Source organism: Bacillus sp. GS3m_15504 (genome assembly GCF_055825275.1).
In genome coordinates this window covers 333,222-351,422 of the sequence record NZ_JBVVNL010000002.1, presented here as the reverse complement: position 1 = coordinate 351,422, position 18,201 = coordinate 333,222, and the positions used below count along the sequence as shown (strand labels likewise).

Below are 18,201 nucleotides of genomic sequence, written 5' to 3'. Positions count from 1 at the left end.
TTGTTCTTTCTAACGATTAACATTCTACCATGCTATTTAATTATTATGATTGCAAAACAAGGATTTTAAGATAGACGCTGTATGTTGTTCATTGTTTAAAGATGATTGTTCATACGTGATTTTCAGAATTTGTATAATATTCCTTGAGCATGTCGATAATGGATATGGAATGAAAGGATGATAAGCATGAAGTGGCTTGTAATTGGGATTGGGATTTTGTTATTGATTATTTTGTTTATATTGTTTTTGAAAATATCTTTGAAAGTTACTTTCTTATATACAGAAATAGAAAAACAGTGTTTACTACAAGTTAAAATATGGAAATTCAAGTATACGTTCGATGTGTTAGAGAGAATAGAAAAGCAGAAAAAAAAGACTAGACAAAAAATTGAAAAAGCGGAAGAAGAGGGCGGTATTGAAAATAAAGTAATGGCACAGATTGATAGTATTGGAGAGATAGCAAAAAAGTTGCAAGATATTCATTCTGTACTTAAAAAAAATCTAAAAAAAGTTAAAATCAATCAATGGAGATGGCATTCACAAATTGGCACAGGGGACGCAGCTAGTACTGGAATCATAACGGGTTTTGCGTGGTCAATAAAAGGAATGGTTGTCGGAGTTGCTGGAGAATATATGCACATTATTGATATACCAGAGCTTGAAATTACACCTGTATTCCAAGGGAAAGGTTTTGCATCTAGGTGTGAGTTAACAGCGTCATTTCATATTTATCGTTCAATCATAACTGTATTTATGTTACTTATATTCATGAAAAAACAACAATCTGTTAGCACAGAAAAATCAGTTCAAATATAAAGGGTGACAATAAAAAAGAGAAAGCAACTTATTGCGTTCATTCTCAGCAACTTTTTAACTGTTTTTTACATTTAGTAATTATGATAAGACTACATTCGAAAATGAAAGAGTGCTTTTCAAGGTACTCTATGAACAAAATTAATATTGAAAAAGAATATCATATGAATATTACATAACTGCAATGAACAAGTGAACAAAAACGTTAGTTTGTACTTATTAAGTGGTGGTGTTTATTTAAATAATAAAGCAGCTAGCTCAATGAACTGACTGCTTTATTGTTCAACAAGAACGATACCCACAACACGTTGTAACTTAAGGTTACAGCTATAGGATGAGCAGAAGCAAAAATGATATACAAGAAAGCGAAATAAAAACTTTAGTAAGCACAACAAAGCAGTTAGTTAATAAAACTAACTGCTCGTTGTACAAAAGAAACGCTGCACTTACAAAAATAGTGTATACGCGATTCAAAATGTTATGCAGGGTTATTACAAAAGCACATCTTGCAAAATAGTAGGTAAAGTATTAATTCGAGTACAAAAGGGAAATGTAAAATGGAGATTCTTTGTTAGAGGGGGATTATATGAATTTTATATGGGAATCATTTATTTTAATTTTGAGCGGCATTCTTTTATTACGAGTAGCAGGTAGAAAGTCTATTTCGCAGATGACATTAGCACAAACTGTAGTGATGATTTCTATTGGTACAATTATTGTACAACCTATTGTAGAAAAAAGTGCATTAAAGGCTATTGTAAGTGCACTTATATTTGTCATTTCAGTAGTTATTATAGAATATCTCCAATTAAAATCTAATGTATTTGAGAAGTTTATTACTGGCAAATCTAAAATAGTGATTGAAAACGGTATTTTAAATGTTTCTAACTTGAAGAAAATGCGTTTAACAGTAGATCAATTAGAAATGAGATTACGTAACCAAGGGATTTCAAGAATTGGAGATGTAAAAACAGCAACGTTAGAACCAAATGGTCAATTAGGGTATGAATTAAAAGAAGATGCTAAGCCGTTAACAGTAGGAGACTTAAAAAGATTAATTCAACCTCAAATTTTAAATCAAAATATACTATCGAATAATCCAACAGATTTACAAGCAAAAAATAATAATTCAAATATATTTCAAGAAATTGATGATCAATCTGATTCGAAACATCATGATTTAAAGTGAGAAATAAAAAAGAGCAGCTAGCGAAAGCAAACTGCTCTTACAAACACTGCAACAAAGGACTACTTTGGGGAAAAGTAGCTTGTTCTTATCATTAACTGAATACTGAACTTTATTCAAAGAAATGAAAAGTTGAACTACTTAATATAGTCCATGTAAATACTAGTTCCAACTATTCCAATTAAAAAGTTAATCCCAATTATATAGAAAAGAGTTTTAAGTATCGTAAATGTTAATTTTATTTTATTTACTCCTGTTAAGAAATTTCTGTAATAGGGCAGTCAGCAAAAACTAATTGGGCTCACCATACATGCTCATCAAGATAAGTTTGGATTTTCTGTGAATTTTCTTAAGCTATCTCTTTTGATGGGAGGTCTGCTGAATAAGCAGACCTTTTCATTTGAATTCCGCAAAAAAATTTGTGTCCATAATTCCAAAAGCGACTTTACAAGGAAATGGGTTTTTCCCTAATGAAGCAGCATGCATACAGGAAATTACCCAATATATGCTAATGATGTTCTGTTGTATATTGGAAAAGCCGATTTTCAGACTCTAGGAAAAAGAATTTCCCAAGAAAATTGGCTGGACACTAACGATTCTAACAATACTAAAATATATGTTGGAAGGTTTCATGGTTCTAAAAACCCAACTGAAACTGAATGGTCAGTTGAAATTGACTTGGCTGAAAGATTGTTAATTTACGTACATAAACCTGCATATAATGCTAGGAGTATATCCTCGCTAAAGGATTTAGAATTTCAGGATATTCATATCTTAAACTGGGGTAATTATAGATCTCTTTTCCCTGAAATTTCTGGATTAAGATGGACAAGTAAGTTAGACGATTTGGTGTTTGAAATGTATAAATGTGTGTAGTCTAAACCATAAATTAATTAAAATTTATGAATAGATGTGGTGAAACAAAGTTGGGTGGGAACCCAGATATATTTGTACTATAAGAAAAATCTCATGTTAATCAAGTCGGAGGAAGGCACCTTAGGGTGTCTTTTTTAGTTTAAAAATACTACAAGATGATTATTCCCTAAAAGTACTTATTCTAAATCCAATTAACAACAAATTAGTAAAAAAATAAAAAAATTACATTTATTTAAAATTTTTAGAGAAATATTGAAATCCAAAAAGATATATATTACAATTCTAATTGTACTAAAAATATTAGGGAAATTTTGGGGAAATTATGAAAAAAGTTAAAAATTTAAAGCGATTAGGTGTTACAGCATTAACTTTAGGAATGTTAAGTGGAGTGGTATTGCCAAGTAATTCTTATGCAGCGCAAGCAGATACAGCAAAAGTAGAAGCTTTTAAGTCCAACATGCCTGCAAAAGCAAAAATATTAAACATCAATGATACAAAACAAGGAAAACAGTATTTAACTACTGAAGAAGTTAAATCTATTAGTTTAGAATCTTTAAATGCTATTTATGAAGAAGTTAAAAATGCAGAATTTAGTAAGTCTACAGATGAACTAAATCAGTTAGTTGCTGAAAAAATTAAAAATAACCAAACCGTTTCTTATGCTGCAGCATATTCATATGAAATCCCTGGATTTGGTAAATTATCCGATGCTGAAGTTAACTTAGCTAAGAATAATCCTTTTGAATTCGCAATTTATAGTGCTTGCGGCGTTACAGCAATACAAGCAGCTAAGAATCATTACAGTCAGGCCTCACTTAATCAAGGGAATGGAGATGCATTTAGACATTCATTTTGGAACGCCTCCCTTGTTAAACGTTTAGGTGGTAATAAAGGACGTGATTTTGGAGAAGACAGAGCGCAAATTTGGACGAATGCTCATGAGCAATATGCTTCTGGAATTGATTTAGAAATGGATTTACATAATAACTGGATTGGTAGAATGCTTGCATACAACAATTATTCTTGGAGTATAGAACAATACAGCAATCATTTAAAAAATGCAGTAGCAAATGGCGGTCTTGCTAGAATCGTTAATAAGCAATTAGTTAGAACAAATGGCGACAGAAATAGCTAAGAAGTAGTATTGTAAAAAAAACCCTGTATTATTTTTTATACAGGTTTTTTTTTTTACAAATCAAATAAAGAGGTGATTGTTTTGAACAAAAAAAAGATAGTTCTCCTATGTTTGTCATGTTTTATTTTGTTAATAGCATTTTATTTCTATCAAAAAGAAGATAATACGAAATTCGTAAGATGGGGTGATAGTGTTGATACCGTTAACACTGAAATCCTAAAAAGGAATAATATTGAGTACAAAATTGAGGGTGATAAAGTCTATATTCCTGAAAAATCATTTGATAAAGCAATATACTGTTGTTCTTAAAAACAATTCTCTAACTATATATCTTATATTACTGATGTTATAAAATAGGATTACCCAATAAATATAATTAAAATGGTTCAAGTCAGAAGGCACCTTAGGGTGTCTTTTCTTTATAAGAAAACCCCCAAGTATTTATACACTTGAGGGCTTATCAATTGAAAGGTAGAACTGTTTGGAATCCCTTAAATTAGGAACAAAGCGGGATTAATCCTAAACCAATTAATAGAGCTGCAACAAGCGCTGGAATTGGTACAGGAATCTGGATATCTTCTACAAATAAGAAGTATTGACCATCAACTATTCTAAAACATACTAATTGCATGGCGAACCCTCCCTTCTGTTAGATTTAATACATTGTATGTATAAAATTTTATTATTGATATAGTTAAATAGTTTGTTTTTAAGATTTATAAAACATGATAAAATAATTATGATATGAAATATTGCTGATCTATTTATAATTATAAATATTTTACATTTGAAGTGGTTATTTAGCTAAAAGAAGGCACCTCAGGGTGTCTTTTTTTATGCAAAAAAAGCCTCATCTTCCTATAGAAAGGATAAGACCTTTACAACAAACAATAATTGCAACTATATTAATTTTACATTACATTAAGGTTAAAGAATATTATACTAATAAAGCGCTAAATAGTAGGTGGAGAAAATGGAATTTAACGATTTGGGTATTACCATTAAAGAACTTCGAATGAAAAAAATATATCACAATCTGAATTATGTCATGGAATATGTTCACAAAGTCAAATTAGCAAGATCGAAAAAGGTGTGATTTATCCATCTAGTATATTGTTATATCAATTATCTGAAAGACTTGGTGTTGATCCAAATAATATATTTGCACTAACTCAAAACAAAAAAATTAAATATATAGAAAATGTAAAATGTGTAATAAAAGATTGCTTAAAACAAAAACAATATAAAGAACTTTATGAAATAGTAAAAAAAGAGAAATACTTAAATAATTTTCAAACAAAAGAAGAGAAACAATTTCTAATATGGCATGAAGCAATTGCTATATTTGAAGTGAATAGATCAATAAAAACTGCTTTAACTCTTTTAAATAATGCATTAAAACTAACTGTAACGAATGTTCATTGTTTATCAGAAAGAGAAATAGATATTATGCAATCAATTGCTATATTATATGCGGAAAATAAAGAATATGAAAAATCTATTAATATATTAAAAAGATATTTAAGAAATTTTGACAATATGGATTTCCCTAGAGATAAAGAAATTAAATTAAAAGTCGTTTTTAATTTAACGAAATGTTTAAATCTAATGAATCAATATGAAGAATCAATAAAATACAGTGACAAGGGCATCAAAATAGCTATAAATCTAAATACTCTCTACCTATTAGGTGAATGATACTATTTTAAAGCTTCGAATTTATTAAAACTTAAACAACCTAATGAAGAAGCTGTTGTTAATAACATGAAAAAAGCATTATTTATATTTGAATTAACAGAAAAAGAACATTATATACAAATGATTAAAGAAAAACTTATTGAAATACAGAATGAAAAACACTCATAATTTCGTAAAAATTACCTACAAATCCCTATAGTTTTTAAACTTAGCACTATATTATTAAAAATAAAGTGGTTCAAGTCGGAAGGCACCTTAGGGTGTCTTCTCTTTATTTCTCAATATAAAAACTTTAAGAATATGATATTATTTTAATGCAAAGTCCCTTTTGTGCAATGAGATAGTAGTACCGAATAAAAAAGCCCACCTATTTCCGTAGGTGGGCCTTATCTTTACTACACAATATCAATTTATACTCTCTATTTCTCATAAAAATTATGTAATTATACATATATGCAAAATTTACACTAAATGAATATTATATGTAGTAAAATATAAATTGTGGACATGTTCTATAAAGCAGATTCTTTTAAAAGACGTAACATATTGACCATTATAAAAGATATGCCTTCACTCTATTACTGATCTCAAATCTCTTATGCTTTGTAAACTAACAATCTAGTGTATATAGACGATTCTGTTTTATAGGATGTGTTTACACGTATAAACAAAGGGATAATACGGATAAATTTATACAAAATGAATGTGGTTCAAGTCGGAGGAAGGCACCTTAGGGTGTCTTTTCTTTATACATTAAAAAAACCTACACAAAGAAAAAAGCCTCAGATATTGAGGCTTTTCATACAGATATCTATTTTCTATTGTACCCTTCCTTCATAACGAGCTACTCCAGACCCATCAATATTTTTTAAATGCCACTGCATTAACCCATGACAAGTGTACTCTTGAAAAGAATCAGGATAGATTTCATCAGAATAATAAATGTATCTTTCATACTTACCATTACCAATATAGTAATAAGATTCACATATTGGCGCCATTTCGTTTACAGAACTTGCTGTACTTTCTGTACTTGCTGAAGCTGCCCCAACCCCCCCTGTCAATGCAATACCAGTTGCTAATGCTCCTACTACTAATTTCTTGAACATAATAAATCCCCCTTAAATATTTTTTATAACTTGCACCTTAAATGTACCACCTTCAAAATTATTGTAAATATTTTGAATTTGTAGAAATGTTTATTTAAACTTTGTGAATATTTGTAATATATTTTATCGAATGGAAAATACAGGGATTTACAATGATATGTAATAATACATGTTCATTCAGAAAAAAATAGTAATAAAATCTAAGCAACTGTTCTATTTTTTTCAGTTATCTTTGAAACCTTACTTCTTATTTACCCAAATGGGAGGCGCTTTATGGCGTCTTTTTTTTATTAAAAAGGACCTGCTCAATTTCTTCGCAAAAACATAAAGTAAATTGAATCCGTCAAATTATATGCGTACACCCTTGTTTTCCCTCTTACTTAAAGGAGGAACTATTGTTATGGGATATAGTGGTAGTTGCGGTGGCTGTGGTTTCGCTGGAGGGTTTGCTTTACTTGTTGTACTCTTTATCTTATTAATCATTATCGGGTGCAGCTGCTTCTGCTAAAAAACTGTCGGAAAAGACGCCTTTGGGTGTCTTTTCTTTATGTGAAGAACATAATTTTCGGCTTATAGGGGTCACCATATCATTTTAAGAAAATGGTACGTTAAGAAGTTTATAAAGGTTAATAGGGATTAATAAATGTTTATAAACATGACAAACCTTGATTTTATGTGGATTAAAATTTTGTTCTTAAAGGTATACCTTTATAAACTTTAGTTCACTTTCATCATTGTTGTATGGAACTCTTCTTTTCTGATAGGGGGAGGATCTCTACATTGGGAATATGTCAATTTCTTTGGTGCATAGAATATTGAGGAGTTACATTTGACTAATTTACAAACCTTACATCCTTTTTATATAAAAGAGCTGACTTATTTTTAATAAGGAGAAATCTGGATATCTTTACCTAAACGTACTTTGCTTGTTTTTTTGAAATGTTAATGTTGCTCTTTGTAGTGCAAAGAATAAGATTATTAAATATTAAGAATAGTTAGTGTTTAATGTATCAATTTACTACATATTACATTTATGTAAATATTATTATAATGTTTTTTTAAAACTTTCCCCTAATAAAGTTTTGAAAGAGTTGTCTCTGTATTCTCCATGTTGTAAATATGCAAAGAAGAGAGAAAATTAATATTATTATAATGGGATTTTAAAATGAGATTTATAACATATTAATAGAATTAATACCCTTAATTTCGACGTAATGGAATGAATCTGGAAGGGGGGCTATGTTACCAGTTTGTAAAAATAAAGAAATTATTGTTTCAACAGGCAATGGCTAATCAATCGCTGAAATAGGTACTTTCCGTGTGAAAGTTGAAGTTGAAAATGCTGCTGGTTCAATTGATACAATGTAAACAGAGTCAGTAAAATTAACACGATAAAATCATTGGAAATTGGGAGGGATTTCACATGAAACCATGGAAAAAGAAAATGGGTATGACAATGTTGGCTTCAGCAATCGCATTAGGAGGTGTAGCTACTCTAGAATTAGTTAACCCCGTATCAAAAGCAGCTGCGGCTTCAGGTTACGGAGCTAGCGTAAATACAACAAAAGCAATTCATTATGTTGTTACAGATTCATATATAAATATTAAAATTAAAAATGACAACAAGGCTTATGAAGTTGAGCTTCGTATGCAACCACAAATTCAGCGTGCAAATGGCAAGTGGGAAAATGTGAACAAACCTTTAATTTCTTGGTTTGTACCTGGAGAATATGTAGGAATGAACATTGATATTGGTAAAGTCAATTATGATGGCGTAGGCATTTATGAAAAGGGAAAATATCGTTTGAAAGTTGATACGTACAAAACAACATCTTCAGGTTCTGTATATTTAGGAACGTTTAATACAGACGTATTTTATTTAAAATAATATCAATAACAAAACTCCCTTTTAGGGGTTTTCAGAGTAAGGTAAGAGGTATCGAAGATTTAATAGTAGATTCTTTTTAGGAATTTTTAGGGTAGAAAAATACTAACCATATAGAAGTATATTTATAGCGGACGCTCCTATGATGGAAGTATCCGTTTTTTTGTTTTATCAGAAAAAGGGTATCGTAATGGGAGCATAAATAATTAACTACGATAATAGAGTAAGATCGCTTCTGCCAAGGACAAGTAATTTATCATTCGTATTCCCTTTCTTTAAAATTCCGGATGAACTATTGTATACTTAGTTTTTACTAGTCCTTTCATGTCCATTAGCTTAAGAAACGCAAATACCCCAAAATAAAAGAATTGACATGTCAGGTAAAAATGTACAATCTTTTGTTTTGGGACGTTATAAAATTCTTAAGTTGATAGATATGTATGATGCCCCCTAATTGGCGAATTAATAATCAAAATTTTTTTTATAGTGGACAAGAGGGCCTTAGTTTATCTTGTTACCTAAGCAACTATGAAAATATGTTCTTTTTCTTTGTTATATAAAATTTATATAGTAAAAGCATAATTTAACAAAGCGGACCATTGAACCCGTAAATCCATTCTTCACATATCTCAAACATTGTTTCATAACTAAAATATTTTAAACAAATGTTTGTTTCATTTTCCCATAACTAACTTCTGAATCATATAAGTAAAAAACAGAAGAAAACACCATTAACATATATTCGAAAATTATATTTAGTTATAAAATGAAATTCATATTATAATAGTTAATTAATCTATTATGATATCAACGTTGATTTAAAACCAGTTTATATAAAATCAATAAATGAGATTTTTAGAGGAAAGATGGGACTATATTTATTAATTTACGTAATTTTCAAACATTAAAACTCAGGATTTTAATATTTGTTATATAATGAAATCAAGCCGTAATCAATATGTTTTCCCCGTTATGAATAATGAGATAATTTATGTGTCCCGTGTAATCGCTTTAAAGAAAAAAGAACTTGTAGTGATTTCTAGAAGTTCTTTTTGTTTTTCTTATTGTATTAGAAAAAAAGTCCTTTAAATAAAGCAGAAATAATAATGAAGTGTTTATTTCTCGTTTGCTAACTAAAATTTTGTATTTTAACAGGTTTCATTAATAAAAATATTTTAGACTATAGAATGAATCATCAGATAGTTAAAAAATAAGGGGAAAGGGAAGAACCACCAATATTCTTTCCTTTTTCCTGCAATTAGGGTCTCTATATTAATAAATATAGAAGATTATAAAATGTTGGATGCAACAGTTTACATTCAACATTATAACAGGAGTAACAGGTGTTTTTTATGCAATATTGCATAAAAAATATGATTTATAAAATATACATGTCTAATGAGGAACACAAAAAATATATATAGGATGAATTTAATTTATAGTGAATTAAAAGCAGCAAAAACCAAAAGGTTAATTTTATCAATACGAGTTTTTTCTTTTACATATTAAAATGGAAGTACCCTTTCAATGTATACTGACCCCTTCACAAATCGTGAAGGCGGTACTTCCATTTTTTCTTCTTAAATCCTACTCTAGATCGTAATGATTTTAGTTGTATAGTGAGGCCTGTTAATAACTATAGATTAAATAAAATTACTTAGTTTGTACTTGACAGAAATATCGATATTAGCGAAATACATATAATTATCTATATTTTTATATAAACTAATAATTAATTATAAAATAATTGCTGATTTTGAAATTATATTTTTAACAATTAAATAAAAGGTCTATTGTGAACAAAATTAAGCAATTATTTCTAAGTTCTATAGTATGTGTTTTATTATTCAGTACAGTGGGAACAGCATATGCAGAACAAAATAGTCAAGGGAATCCATTATCATTTATTGATGTTCCTAAAACCCACTGGGCATATAAAGAAATGATGTATATGGCTGAGAATAGGATTATAACAGGATATGGAAATGGATATTTCGGTGCTACGGATTCTATTATTCGCGAACATCTTGCTGCTTTCTTGTATCGATATTTGAAACCGCAAGATAGTGCAAATAATCCATTTGTTGATATTGGTGACAGCAATTTTAAAAAGGCAATTTTGGCACTTACTGCACGGGGCATATTTACCGTAAATGTAGAGAAACAATTCAATCCGAAAAATAATATGACGCGTGCTGAAATGGCTACATTGCTTGTCAGAACATTCAATTTAAAGCCGCAAGGGAATTTTGAATTTACGGATATGAAAGGTCAATGGGCCAACGAATATGTCAAAATATTAGCCGGTAACAAAATAACAAATGGAACAGGGGACGGCAATTTTAATCCAAATGGAATTGTCACAAGAGAGCAATTTTCTATGTTCTTATATAGGACAATTATGGCAACAAGTAAAAAAAATAATGACGCAGTTGGCTGGTTTGTAGATAAAAAAAAGAAATACTATTATGACAAACCAGGCGTGAAACATACTGGATTGTTGCGTTCAGGGGATGATACATATCTCTTCGATAAAAATGGTAATCTAGCTTCCGGATGGAATACTGTAGACGGGAAAGACTACTATTTTGATAAGGTAAGTGGAGCTGCACAAAAAGGATGGTTCTCTCAAACTACCCATTGGTATTATGCAGACGATAACGGTGTTATTCAAAAAGGCGGTGTAACCTACGAGGGAAAACAATTCCAAATGGAAGAATTGTTGTTGCCGGTTGGAACTGTGGTAAAAGTTGAGGGGGAATCAAAGGAAACATCAGAGATGTACATGATAATTGGGTACAGGGTTATTACTCCAGCTTCAATGAAATCGTGAGATTTATTCCCCTAAAGGTTTTAAAATGAAAACCCCCTAATTATAGAAGTGATTTGAACGTAAGGAAATTGTAAGAAATGCATAAGAAAAAAGAAATTTGTATCGTATAGGATACAAATAAAGAGAAGCGTAAAAAAGGAAGGATAAATAGGATTGATTTATGCGAAAACCAAACTAGTAATAAGCGCATTCTAAATGAAAAAATCATTTGTTGTACTAACATACGTGTGGAAAAAGAGGATTATATCGTTTGTTAGGACTCAATAGCATTTGTGAAAATAATATTAAGTAAGATAATTGCAAATTCACTTTGTTTTATCAGAATTTTCCAATTTGATTATTTCAACTTTATGAAGATAGTAGCTAGAAAATTTGTGTGATAGTATTTTAAATAGAAAAAAAAGACAATTCTGAAAAGAGGGTGTAATTTGGATGGTTTAACTATTGTGAATTTTAGGGTTAGATAGCTATTAATGGATTATTTTCATTGAGTAGAGTTTTAGCTTGTAGAATATGAAAATCAAAGAAAGTTGTTCAGATAAATTAATGAAATATTATCGTTTTTTACTGTGGTTGTAATGACGATATAACTAGAAATCATTTAATTTGTCCACGTTTATAGGTAAAAAAGATTATTTAGGGTCAGAAGTGAACGTATAAAAACTAAAAATAAATATATTTGAATGCATAAATTATACCAAAGATATTGAATTTTATAGTTATTGAAGTTTGAATACTATTAAATTTCGGATGGATATATGTAGAGTTATAAATTATGTGCAAAAAAGAGGTATTGTGTACACCAAAACATCCGTTTTAGTAAATTTAAGGAGCACATTTTATGAAAACTACCGATTCAAAAGGCCTATTAGGAAATAGGGTTTATTTACAAGTTTTCTCTGCCTATTCATTGCTTATGCTTGGTGTTTTTATTGATATGTTAGCGATTATGACTATAGTTGGGTTTGAATGGGAAGTAGATCCTACTATGATTGGATTGATCCCTGTTGCATATGCACTTCCTGGAATTATTTTTGGCTCATGGGCAGGTGTTATTGCAGATCGTTTTAGAAAAATTCCAATTATGATGTTCTGTAATTTGATGGTTGGTTTAATAACAATTGCTCTTTTATTTGTACAAAATATCCACTGGCTCTTAGTGGCATTAATGATTCGTTCCATTTTTATTGTTTTCTATTATCCTGCACAACAAACACTAACAAGACAGATTGTATCCCCAGATTTGCTTACTAAAGCAGTAAGTATCAACGGAATAGTAGAGCAGGGTACCAAGATAGTAGGCCCACTTATAGGGGGCATGTTGCTGAGCTGGTTTCAGCCAGAGTTCTGCCTAATTATAAGAGCTATAAGTTGTTTATTAGCTACGTTAGTTCTGATACCAACAATAAAGTTCAAAGAAACTATATCGAAAGAACTTGTTGAAAAGCAAAAGCAAAGCACTTGGGCCGCTTGGGTACAAGGGTGGGGCTATGTGTTATCTAATCGGATAATATTATCAACTATGATTTTCGTTACAATAGCCATGGCAGTATTACAATTAGTAGACTCACAATTCCCGACTTTATTTAAGAGCTTATTCCCACATGATAAAAGTAAAATGGGATATATCATTTCTATTATTGGTCTTGGCGGAATACTTGGTGCATTACTAACTCAGAAATTAAAACAATTTCAATATGGTTGGGTAGTATGTGGAGGCATGGTTTTAATGGGAATTGGTTTTGGGGGGATTGGTTTGATAACGCCCGGTACGGTCTTCGTTTTGGCCTATCTGATTAGTTTTATCGCTGGTATTGGAAGTGGGCTGATGCTTGTATCTAATCAAGTCATTTTACAAATAGAATCTGATCAAGATCAAGTAGGAAGAGTATTTGGTATTCAAAGCAGTTTAACAAATGCAGTTCTAATTATTTCTCCTGCTATGAGTGGTCCATTAGTGCATTTGTTTGGAGTAACTCAACTCTATGTTTATGGCGGGATTGGGCTTGTTGTCATTGGAGTAATTGGAGTTTCACTGCAGAAATATTTATGGGTGAAACATAAACACGAACCTATAAGAGCAAATAATTTTTGAAGGGAAGATTTTTTATGACCAATGAGGAAAGTTATCCATTAAGTCACCCGCAGCGAAGAATTTGGTATACAGAAGTTATTCATTCTGATAAAGGGATATGTAATTTAAGATTTTTATTTAAACTTCATCGAAAAATGAATTATTCAAAATTAAACCAAGTTGTGAATCGTGTTATCAGTGAAAATGACGGTTTGTGCATTAGATTAAAAGAAAATGGGCATCAGGAACCTAAACAATATTTTATTAAACATGAAGAGCAAGAATTTGAGTTTTTCGATTTCAGTAATGTTGAGAATTCAAATTTGCTTGACGAATGGATAGAGCAGAAAACAAAAGAAACGTTTACATTATTTGATTCAAATTTATACTATTTCGCTTTAATAAAATTAAACGATGATGAATGTGCAGTCTTTGGAAATGTTCATCATATTATCATGGATGGTTTATCAATTCAAATATTTACTGAGCAGATTGCAAAATATTATTATGAAATGCATAACGAGACTGAGGAAGGCGAAATTAAAAATTCATATGTTCAATTTCTGGCCAATGAACAAACATACTTGAATAGTAGTCGTTTTCAAAAAGATCGAAAATTCTGGTTAGAGGAATTTAAAACACTTCCATCTGTGACCGGATTGAAGCCCTATAATACGTATCAAGTTAGTACCAAAGCATCACGCGAAACGTTTATATTATCGGAGCATTTGAAGAGAAAAATAGAATTTTTTTCCGAAAAATACAAATTTAGTTTATATACTCTTTTTGTCGCTGCTTTCTCGTTGTCCATGTATCGGTGGACCTCATCGCTTGATATTGCATTAGGAATGGCTTACGGCAACCGCATGACTAAAATGGAACGAAAATTGATTGGAATGATGGTGAGTACAGTTCCTTTAAGAATGGATATTAATCCAGAAGAAGAAGTGCTTTCATTTATTGGTAGGGTGTCCAGAAAACAAAGTAAATCATTAAGACATCAGAAATATCCATTTGATTTATTATTAAAACAGATTAATAAAGAGAATAACAGCAATGTGAGACTTTTTGGAACTACGATTGATTATAGGGATCGTGATGAAAGCGGTGACTCACTATGGATAGCAAACCGTGAAGAGGTACAAGATTTTGCAGTGCATATTGAAAATCTAATTGATATAGACTCTTTACATGTACATATTGATTATCGTGAGGAGCTATTTTCTAAGGAAGAGATAAAACGCTTTTTTAACGTTATGTTAGCGATAATGGAAAACACTTTTGAAAACCCAAAGCAGAAGGTAGCTGAAATCAAAATTATTTCTGATGAAGATAAAAGAAAAAGTTTAGTTGAGTTCAACAATCCTAAGCTGGATTTCCCACCTCGGGAAACTCTTCATGAATTGTTCGAACGACAAGCAATGATTTATCCACACGCTATTGCAGTTACGTATGAAAAAGAAAAAGTTACCTATAGGCAACTTAATGAACGTGCAAATCAGTTAGCTCATTATCTGCAGAAAAAGGGAATAGGACCTGATACTTTAGTTGGACTGTGTGTTGAACGTTCTCTCGAAATGATTGTAGGTATTTTAGGGATCTTGAAGGCTGGTGGGGCTTATGTTCCACTTGATCCAACATATCCAGAGCAGCGACTTCAATATATTTTAGAGGATGCTAGCATTCAGTTATTCATAACGCAAGAAAGTTTAAAAGAATTGAAATGGTTACCAGAAAATGTTGAATCGATTTGCCTGGATCGTGATCAAGATGAGATTTGGAAAGAAAGCAAGACCTTGCCGGTTTCTGATGTGAATTCCCAAAATCTAGCTTACGTAATCTATACTTCGGGATCAACAGGGAATCCAAAGGGCGTTATGATAGAGCATCACAATGTCATTCGGTTATTTAAATCGACGGATTGTTGGTATCAGTTTAATGAAAAAGATACTTGGACGCTTTTTCATTCTTATGCATTTGATTTCTCAGTATGGGAAATTTGGGGAGCATTATTATATGGTGGGAAATTAGTTGTTGTTCCGTACTGGATTAGTCGATCGCCAAAAGATTTTTATCAATTATTGGTGGAGGAAGAAGTCACAGTTCTAAATCAGACACCTTCCGCATTTCGACAATTAATACGAGTGGTTGAACACGAAGATAAGAATAAAAACTTGCAACTGCGTTATGTGATATTTGGCGGAGAAGCGTTAGAACCCATTAGCTTGTTACCGTGGTTTCAAAGATATGGGGATAAAGAACCACAGCTAATTAATATGTATGGAATTACAGAAACTACAGTTCATGTTACATATTATCCAATTACTCTAGATGATGTACATCATGCTTCGAGAAGTAATATCGGAAAACGGATTCCAGATTTAGAAGTGTATATATTAGATGCTTATCAACAACCTGTTCCTATAGGTGTAGATGGTGAGCTTTATATTGGCGGGGCAGGGCTTGCACGTGGGTATTTAAATAGACCTGAATTAACAGCAGAGCGCTTTATATCTCATCCATTTAGTAGTGATCCGAAAGCAAGATTATACCGGACAGGAGACTTAGCGAGGTATTTGCCAGATGGGAATCTGGATTATCGTGGAAGAATTGATCATCAGGTTAAAATACGTGGTTTCCGCATTGAGATTGGGGAGATTGAGTCTACTTTAAATGCATATGCATCTATAAAAGAGGCAGTTGTAATTGTAAGAGAAGATCAACCGGGTGATAAACGATTAGTAGCTTATGTTGTAGGAGGTGGAAATATAGGTTCGTGGAGAGAGTATCTTAAAGCGAAACTACCGAGCTATATGGTACCTTCGGGATATGTGATGATGGAAATCATTCCACTTACAGCTAACGGAAAAGTTGATCGTGAGGCCTTACCTATGCCGGAGGAAAAGCAGATTAATAGTGAATGTATTGGCCCTCGGAATAGTAATGAACAGATACTGGCTACCATTTGGAAGCAAGTATTAGGTATTAAAAAAGTGGGAATCTATGATAATTTCTTTGAAGTTGGTGGCGACTCGATTCTCAGTATTCAAATCATATCTCAAGCAAGTCAATTAGGGTTAAAACTTACTCCAAAGCAAATGTTTGAATGCCCAACTATTGCCGAGCTGGCACAAGTGGCTATAGAAACGCAGGGAGTACAAGCGGAGCAGGGGATTGTGACAGGAGATGTGCTTCTTACTCCAATTCAGTACTGGTTCTTCGAGCAAGAACATCCACATCCAGAGCATTGGAATCAATCAATGCTTTTAAGAGTAAAAGAGAGATTAGATGTGAAGTTACTAGAGGAAGTAATATTAAATTTAATCAAACATCATGATGCTTTACGTTTTAGGTACGAGCAGTTACCAAACGGAACATGGAGGCAGAGAAATGAAGGGACTGATGAGCTGTCAGTACTCCATGTTGTAAAACGGAACAAAGTTAATGAAAAAGAGTGGAATAAAATAATACAAGAAGAGATGAACATTAATCAAGCTAGTTTCAATTTAGTTACTGGTCCGTTAATGAGAGTGGTTTACTTTGAGGATAACTTGACTGGAAATGATCGAATGTTCTGGGTGATTCATCATTTAGTAGTAGATGGAGTATCGTGGAGAATTTTATTGGAAGATTTACAGGTGATATATAACCAGATGAAACAAGGTCAAGGAATTCGCTTACCTGCGAAAAGTACATCTTTTAAAGAATGGTCTGAACGACTCCAGATATACAGTGATTCGGGTATTTCAAAAGAAGTACAGGATTATTGGAATGAACAAGTAGAAAAAGAAACGATGACAATTCCAATGGACTATCCAATACAAGAAACAACAGAAGAATCGATTGATCAAGTGACGAGGACTTTAGGGGTAGAAGAAACACAAGCATTGTTACACGAAGTTCCAGTCACTCATAAGACAAGGATTAATGAGGTACTATTGGCGGCATTAGGACAAGCTATCGTCGATTGTACAAATCAGCACACGGTTTCTATTCATCTAGAAGGACACGGGAGAGAAGAGATGATTGAAGGTATTGATTTATCACGGACAGTTGGCTGGTTCACGAGTATTTATCCTGTTCATCTAAATTTTCAAGGAACTAAAACACCAATTGAAGGCTTAAAGGCTGTCAAAGAACAATTGCGTCGAATTCCGAATCACGGAGTAGACTATGGTATTTTACGTTACTTGAATAAAGAAATACTTCCGTTTTATCAGCAAAAGCCTTCAATAAGCTTTAACTATTTGGGCCAATTTGATCAGGTGTTTTCAAAGGAATCTTTGTTTATGCAAGAGGCAGGGTTTACATTTTTAGATCATGCTCCAGATTCCAAGCCATCTCATCTAATTGATGTTATCGGAATGGTGAAAGATGAAAAGTTACATTTTATTTGGATGTATAGTAGAGAACAGTTTTCTAAATTAAAAATTCAAGTAATAGCAGATGGTATGTTGAGGCATCTTCGTCAACTTATAAATAAACCAACAACAGAGTCTGCTTTTACGGTATCAGATTTTGCTGATGCAGAGGATCTTACGGAAGAAAGCTTGAGCAAAGTATTACTTAAATTAACAAAGAAGAGGGTGTAA

The 18,201-nt window shown here is 31.6% G+C and carries 11 protein-coding genes and 2 pseudogenes; 11 read left to right on the top strand and 2 right to left on the bottom strand.

Going from position 1 to position 18,201, the window contains the following annotated elements; all coding sequences use genetic code 11:
- Positions 1-177: 177 nt before the first annotated feature.
- The 5 genes from AC0L0O_RS21065 to AC0L0O_RS21045 all read left to right on the top strand — a co-directional run bounded on the left by AC0L0O_RS21065 (position 178) and on the right by AC0L0O_RS21045 (position 4,319).
- Positions 178-816, top strand: a complete 639-nt coding sequence (locus AC0L0O_RS21065) for a DUF2953 domain-containing protein (RefSeq protein WP_473786052.1) — start codon at positions 178-180, stop codon at positions 814-816.
- 583 nt (positions 817-1,399) lie between these two features.
- Positions 1,400-2,002, top strand: a complete 603-nt coding sequence (locus tag AC0L0O_RS21060; protein WP_473786051.1) for a DUF421 domain-containing protein — start codon at positions 1,400-1,402, stop codon at positions 2,000-2,002.
- 477 nt (positions 2,003-2,479) lie between these two features.
- A complete protein-coding gene (locus AC0L0O_RS21055) occupies positions 2,480-2,875 on the top strand; it encodes a hypothetical protein (protein WP_473786050.1) in 396 nt (131 codons plus the stop codon).
- A 322-nt stretch (positions 2,876-3,197) separates the two neighbouring features.
- Positions 3,198-4,010 carry a DUF6973 domain-containing protein gene (locus AC0L0O_RS21050; RefSeq protein ID WP_473786049.1) on the top strand — a complete coding sequence of 271 codons (813 nt, stop codon included), beginning with the start codon at positions 3,198-3,200 and terminating at the stop codon, positions 4,008-4,010.
- An 81-nt stretch (positions 4,011-4,091) separates the two neighbouring features.
- The gene (locus AC0L0O_RS21045; protein WP_473786048.1) at positions 4,092-4,319 is read left to right on the top strand and encodes a hypothetical protein; all 228 of its coding nucleotides are present in this window, start codon (positions 4,092-4,094) and stop codon (positions 4,317-4,319) included.
- Positions 4,320-4,506: 187 nt separating this feature from the next.
- Here the strand turns inward: AC0L0O_RS21045 and AC0L0O_RS21040 are convergent, their stop codons facing one another.
- Positions 4,507-4,641 carry a hypothetical protein gene (locus AC0L0O_RS21040; protein ID WP_270728302.1) on the bottom strand — a complete coding sequence of 45 codons (135 nt, stop codon included), beginning with the start codon at positions 4,639-4,641 and terminating at the stop codon, positions 4,507-4,509.
- Positions 4,642-4,983: 342 nt separating this feature from the next.
- Here AC0L0O_RS21040 and AC0L0O_RS21035 point away from each other — a divergent pair.
- Positions 4,984-5,876, top strand: a pseudogene (locus tag AC0L0O_RS21035) (helix-turn-helix domain-containing protein).
- A 650-nt stretch (positions 5,877-6,526) separates the two neighbouring features.
- Here the strand turns inward: AC0L0O_RS21035 and AC0L0O_RS21030 are convergent.
- Complete coding sequence (locus AC0L0O_RS21030; protein WP_473786047.1) at positions 6,527-6,817, bottom strand: LCI fold-containing protein; 291 nt, start codon at positions 6,815-6,817, stop codon at positions 6,527-6,529.
- 400 nt (positions 6,818-7,217) lie between these two features.
- Between AC0L0O_RS21030 and AC0L0O_RS21025 the strand changes: the two genes are divergently transcribed.
- From AC0L0O_RS21025 to AC0L0O_RS21005, 5 genes and pseudogenes are all read left to right on the top strand, one after another.
- Positions 7,218-7,325, top strand: coding sequence for a YjcZ family sporulation protein (locus AC0L0O_RS21025; RefSeq protein WP_243501055.1), 108 nt, complete (start codon positions 7,218-7,220; stop codon positions 7,323-7,325).
- Positions 7,326-8,240: 915 nt separating this feature from the next.
- Positions 8,241-8,705 carry a DUF5065 domain-containing protein gene (locus AC0L0O_RS21020; protein ID WP_473786046.1) on the top strand — a complete coding sequence of 155 codons (465 nt, stop codon included), beginning with the start codon at positions 8,241-8,243 and terminating at the stop codon, positions 8,703-8,705.
- A gap of 1,792 nt (positions 8,706-10,497) precedes the next feature.
- Positions 10,498-11,418: pseudogene (locus AC0L0O_RS21015) on the top strand (S-layer homology domain-containing protein); the annotation flags it as partial.
- Between the two features lie 958 nt (positions 11,419-12,376).
- Entirely contained in the window at positions 12,377-13,630 is a 1,254-nt protein-coding gene (locus tag AC0L0O_RS21010) for an MFS transporter (protein WP_163247817.1), read from the top strand.
- Positions 13,631-13,644: 14 nt separating this feature from the next.
- Entirely contained in the window at positions 13,645-18,201 is a 4,557-nt protein-coding gene (locus tag AC0L0O_RS21005; RefSeq protein WP_473786045.1) for an amino acid adenylation domain-containing protein, read from the top strand.

Bases quoted from the DNA above. Each gene is read 5' to 3' on its own strand.
- AC0L0O_RS21010 (WP_163247817.1), top strand. From the start codon at position 12,377: ATGAAAACTACCGATTCAAAAGGCCTATTAGGAAATAGGGTTTATTTA.
- AC0L0O_RS21060 (WP_473786051.1), top strand. From the start codon at position 1,400: ATGAATTTTATATGGGAATCATTTATTTTAATTTTGAGCGGCATTCTT.
- AC0L0O_RS21055 (WP_473786050.1), top strand. From the start codon at position 2,480: ATGCATACAGGAAATTACCCAATATATGCTAATGATGTTCTGTTGTAT.
- AC0L0O_RS21050 (WP_473786049.1), top strand. From the start codon at position 3,198: ATGAAAAAAGTTAAAAATTTAAAGCGATTAGGTGTTACAGCATTAACT.
- AC0L0O_RS21020 (WP_473786046.1), top strand. From the start codon at position 8,241: ATGAAACCATGGAAAAAGAAAATGGGTATGACAATGTTGGCTTCAGCA.
- AC0L0O_RS21030 (WP_473786047.1), bottom strand. From the start codon at position 6,817: ATGTTCAAGAAATTAGTAGTAGGAGCATTAGCAACTGGTATTGCATTG.
- AC0L0O_RS21025 (WP_243501055.1), top strand. From the start codon at position 7,218: ATGGGATATAGTGGTAGTTGCGGTGGCTGTGGTTTCGCTGGAGGGTTT.
- AC0L0O_RS21040 (WP_270728302.1), bottom strand. From the start codon at position 4,641: ATGCAATTAGTATGTTTTAGAATAGTTGATGGTCAATACTTCTTATTT.
- AC0L0O_RS21005 (WP_473786045.1), top strand. From the start codon at position 13,645: ATGACCAATGAGGAAAGTTATCCATTAAGTCACCCGCAGCGAAGAATT.
- AC0L0O_RS21065 (WP_473786052.1), top strand. From the start codon at position 178: ATGATAAGCATGAAGTGGCTTGTAATTGGGATTGGGATTTTGTTATTG.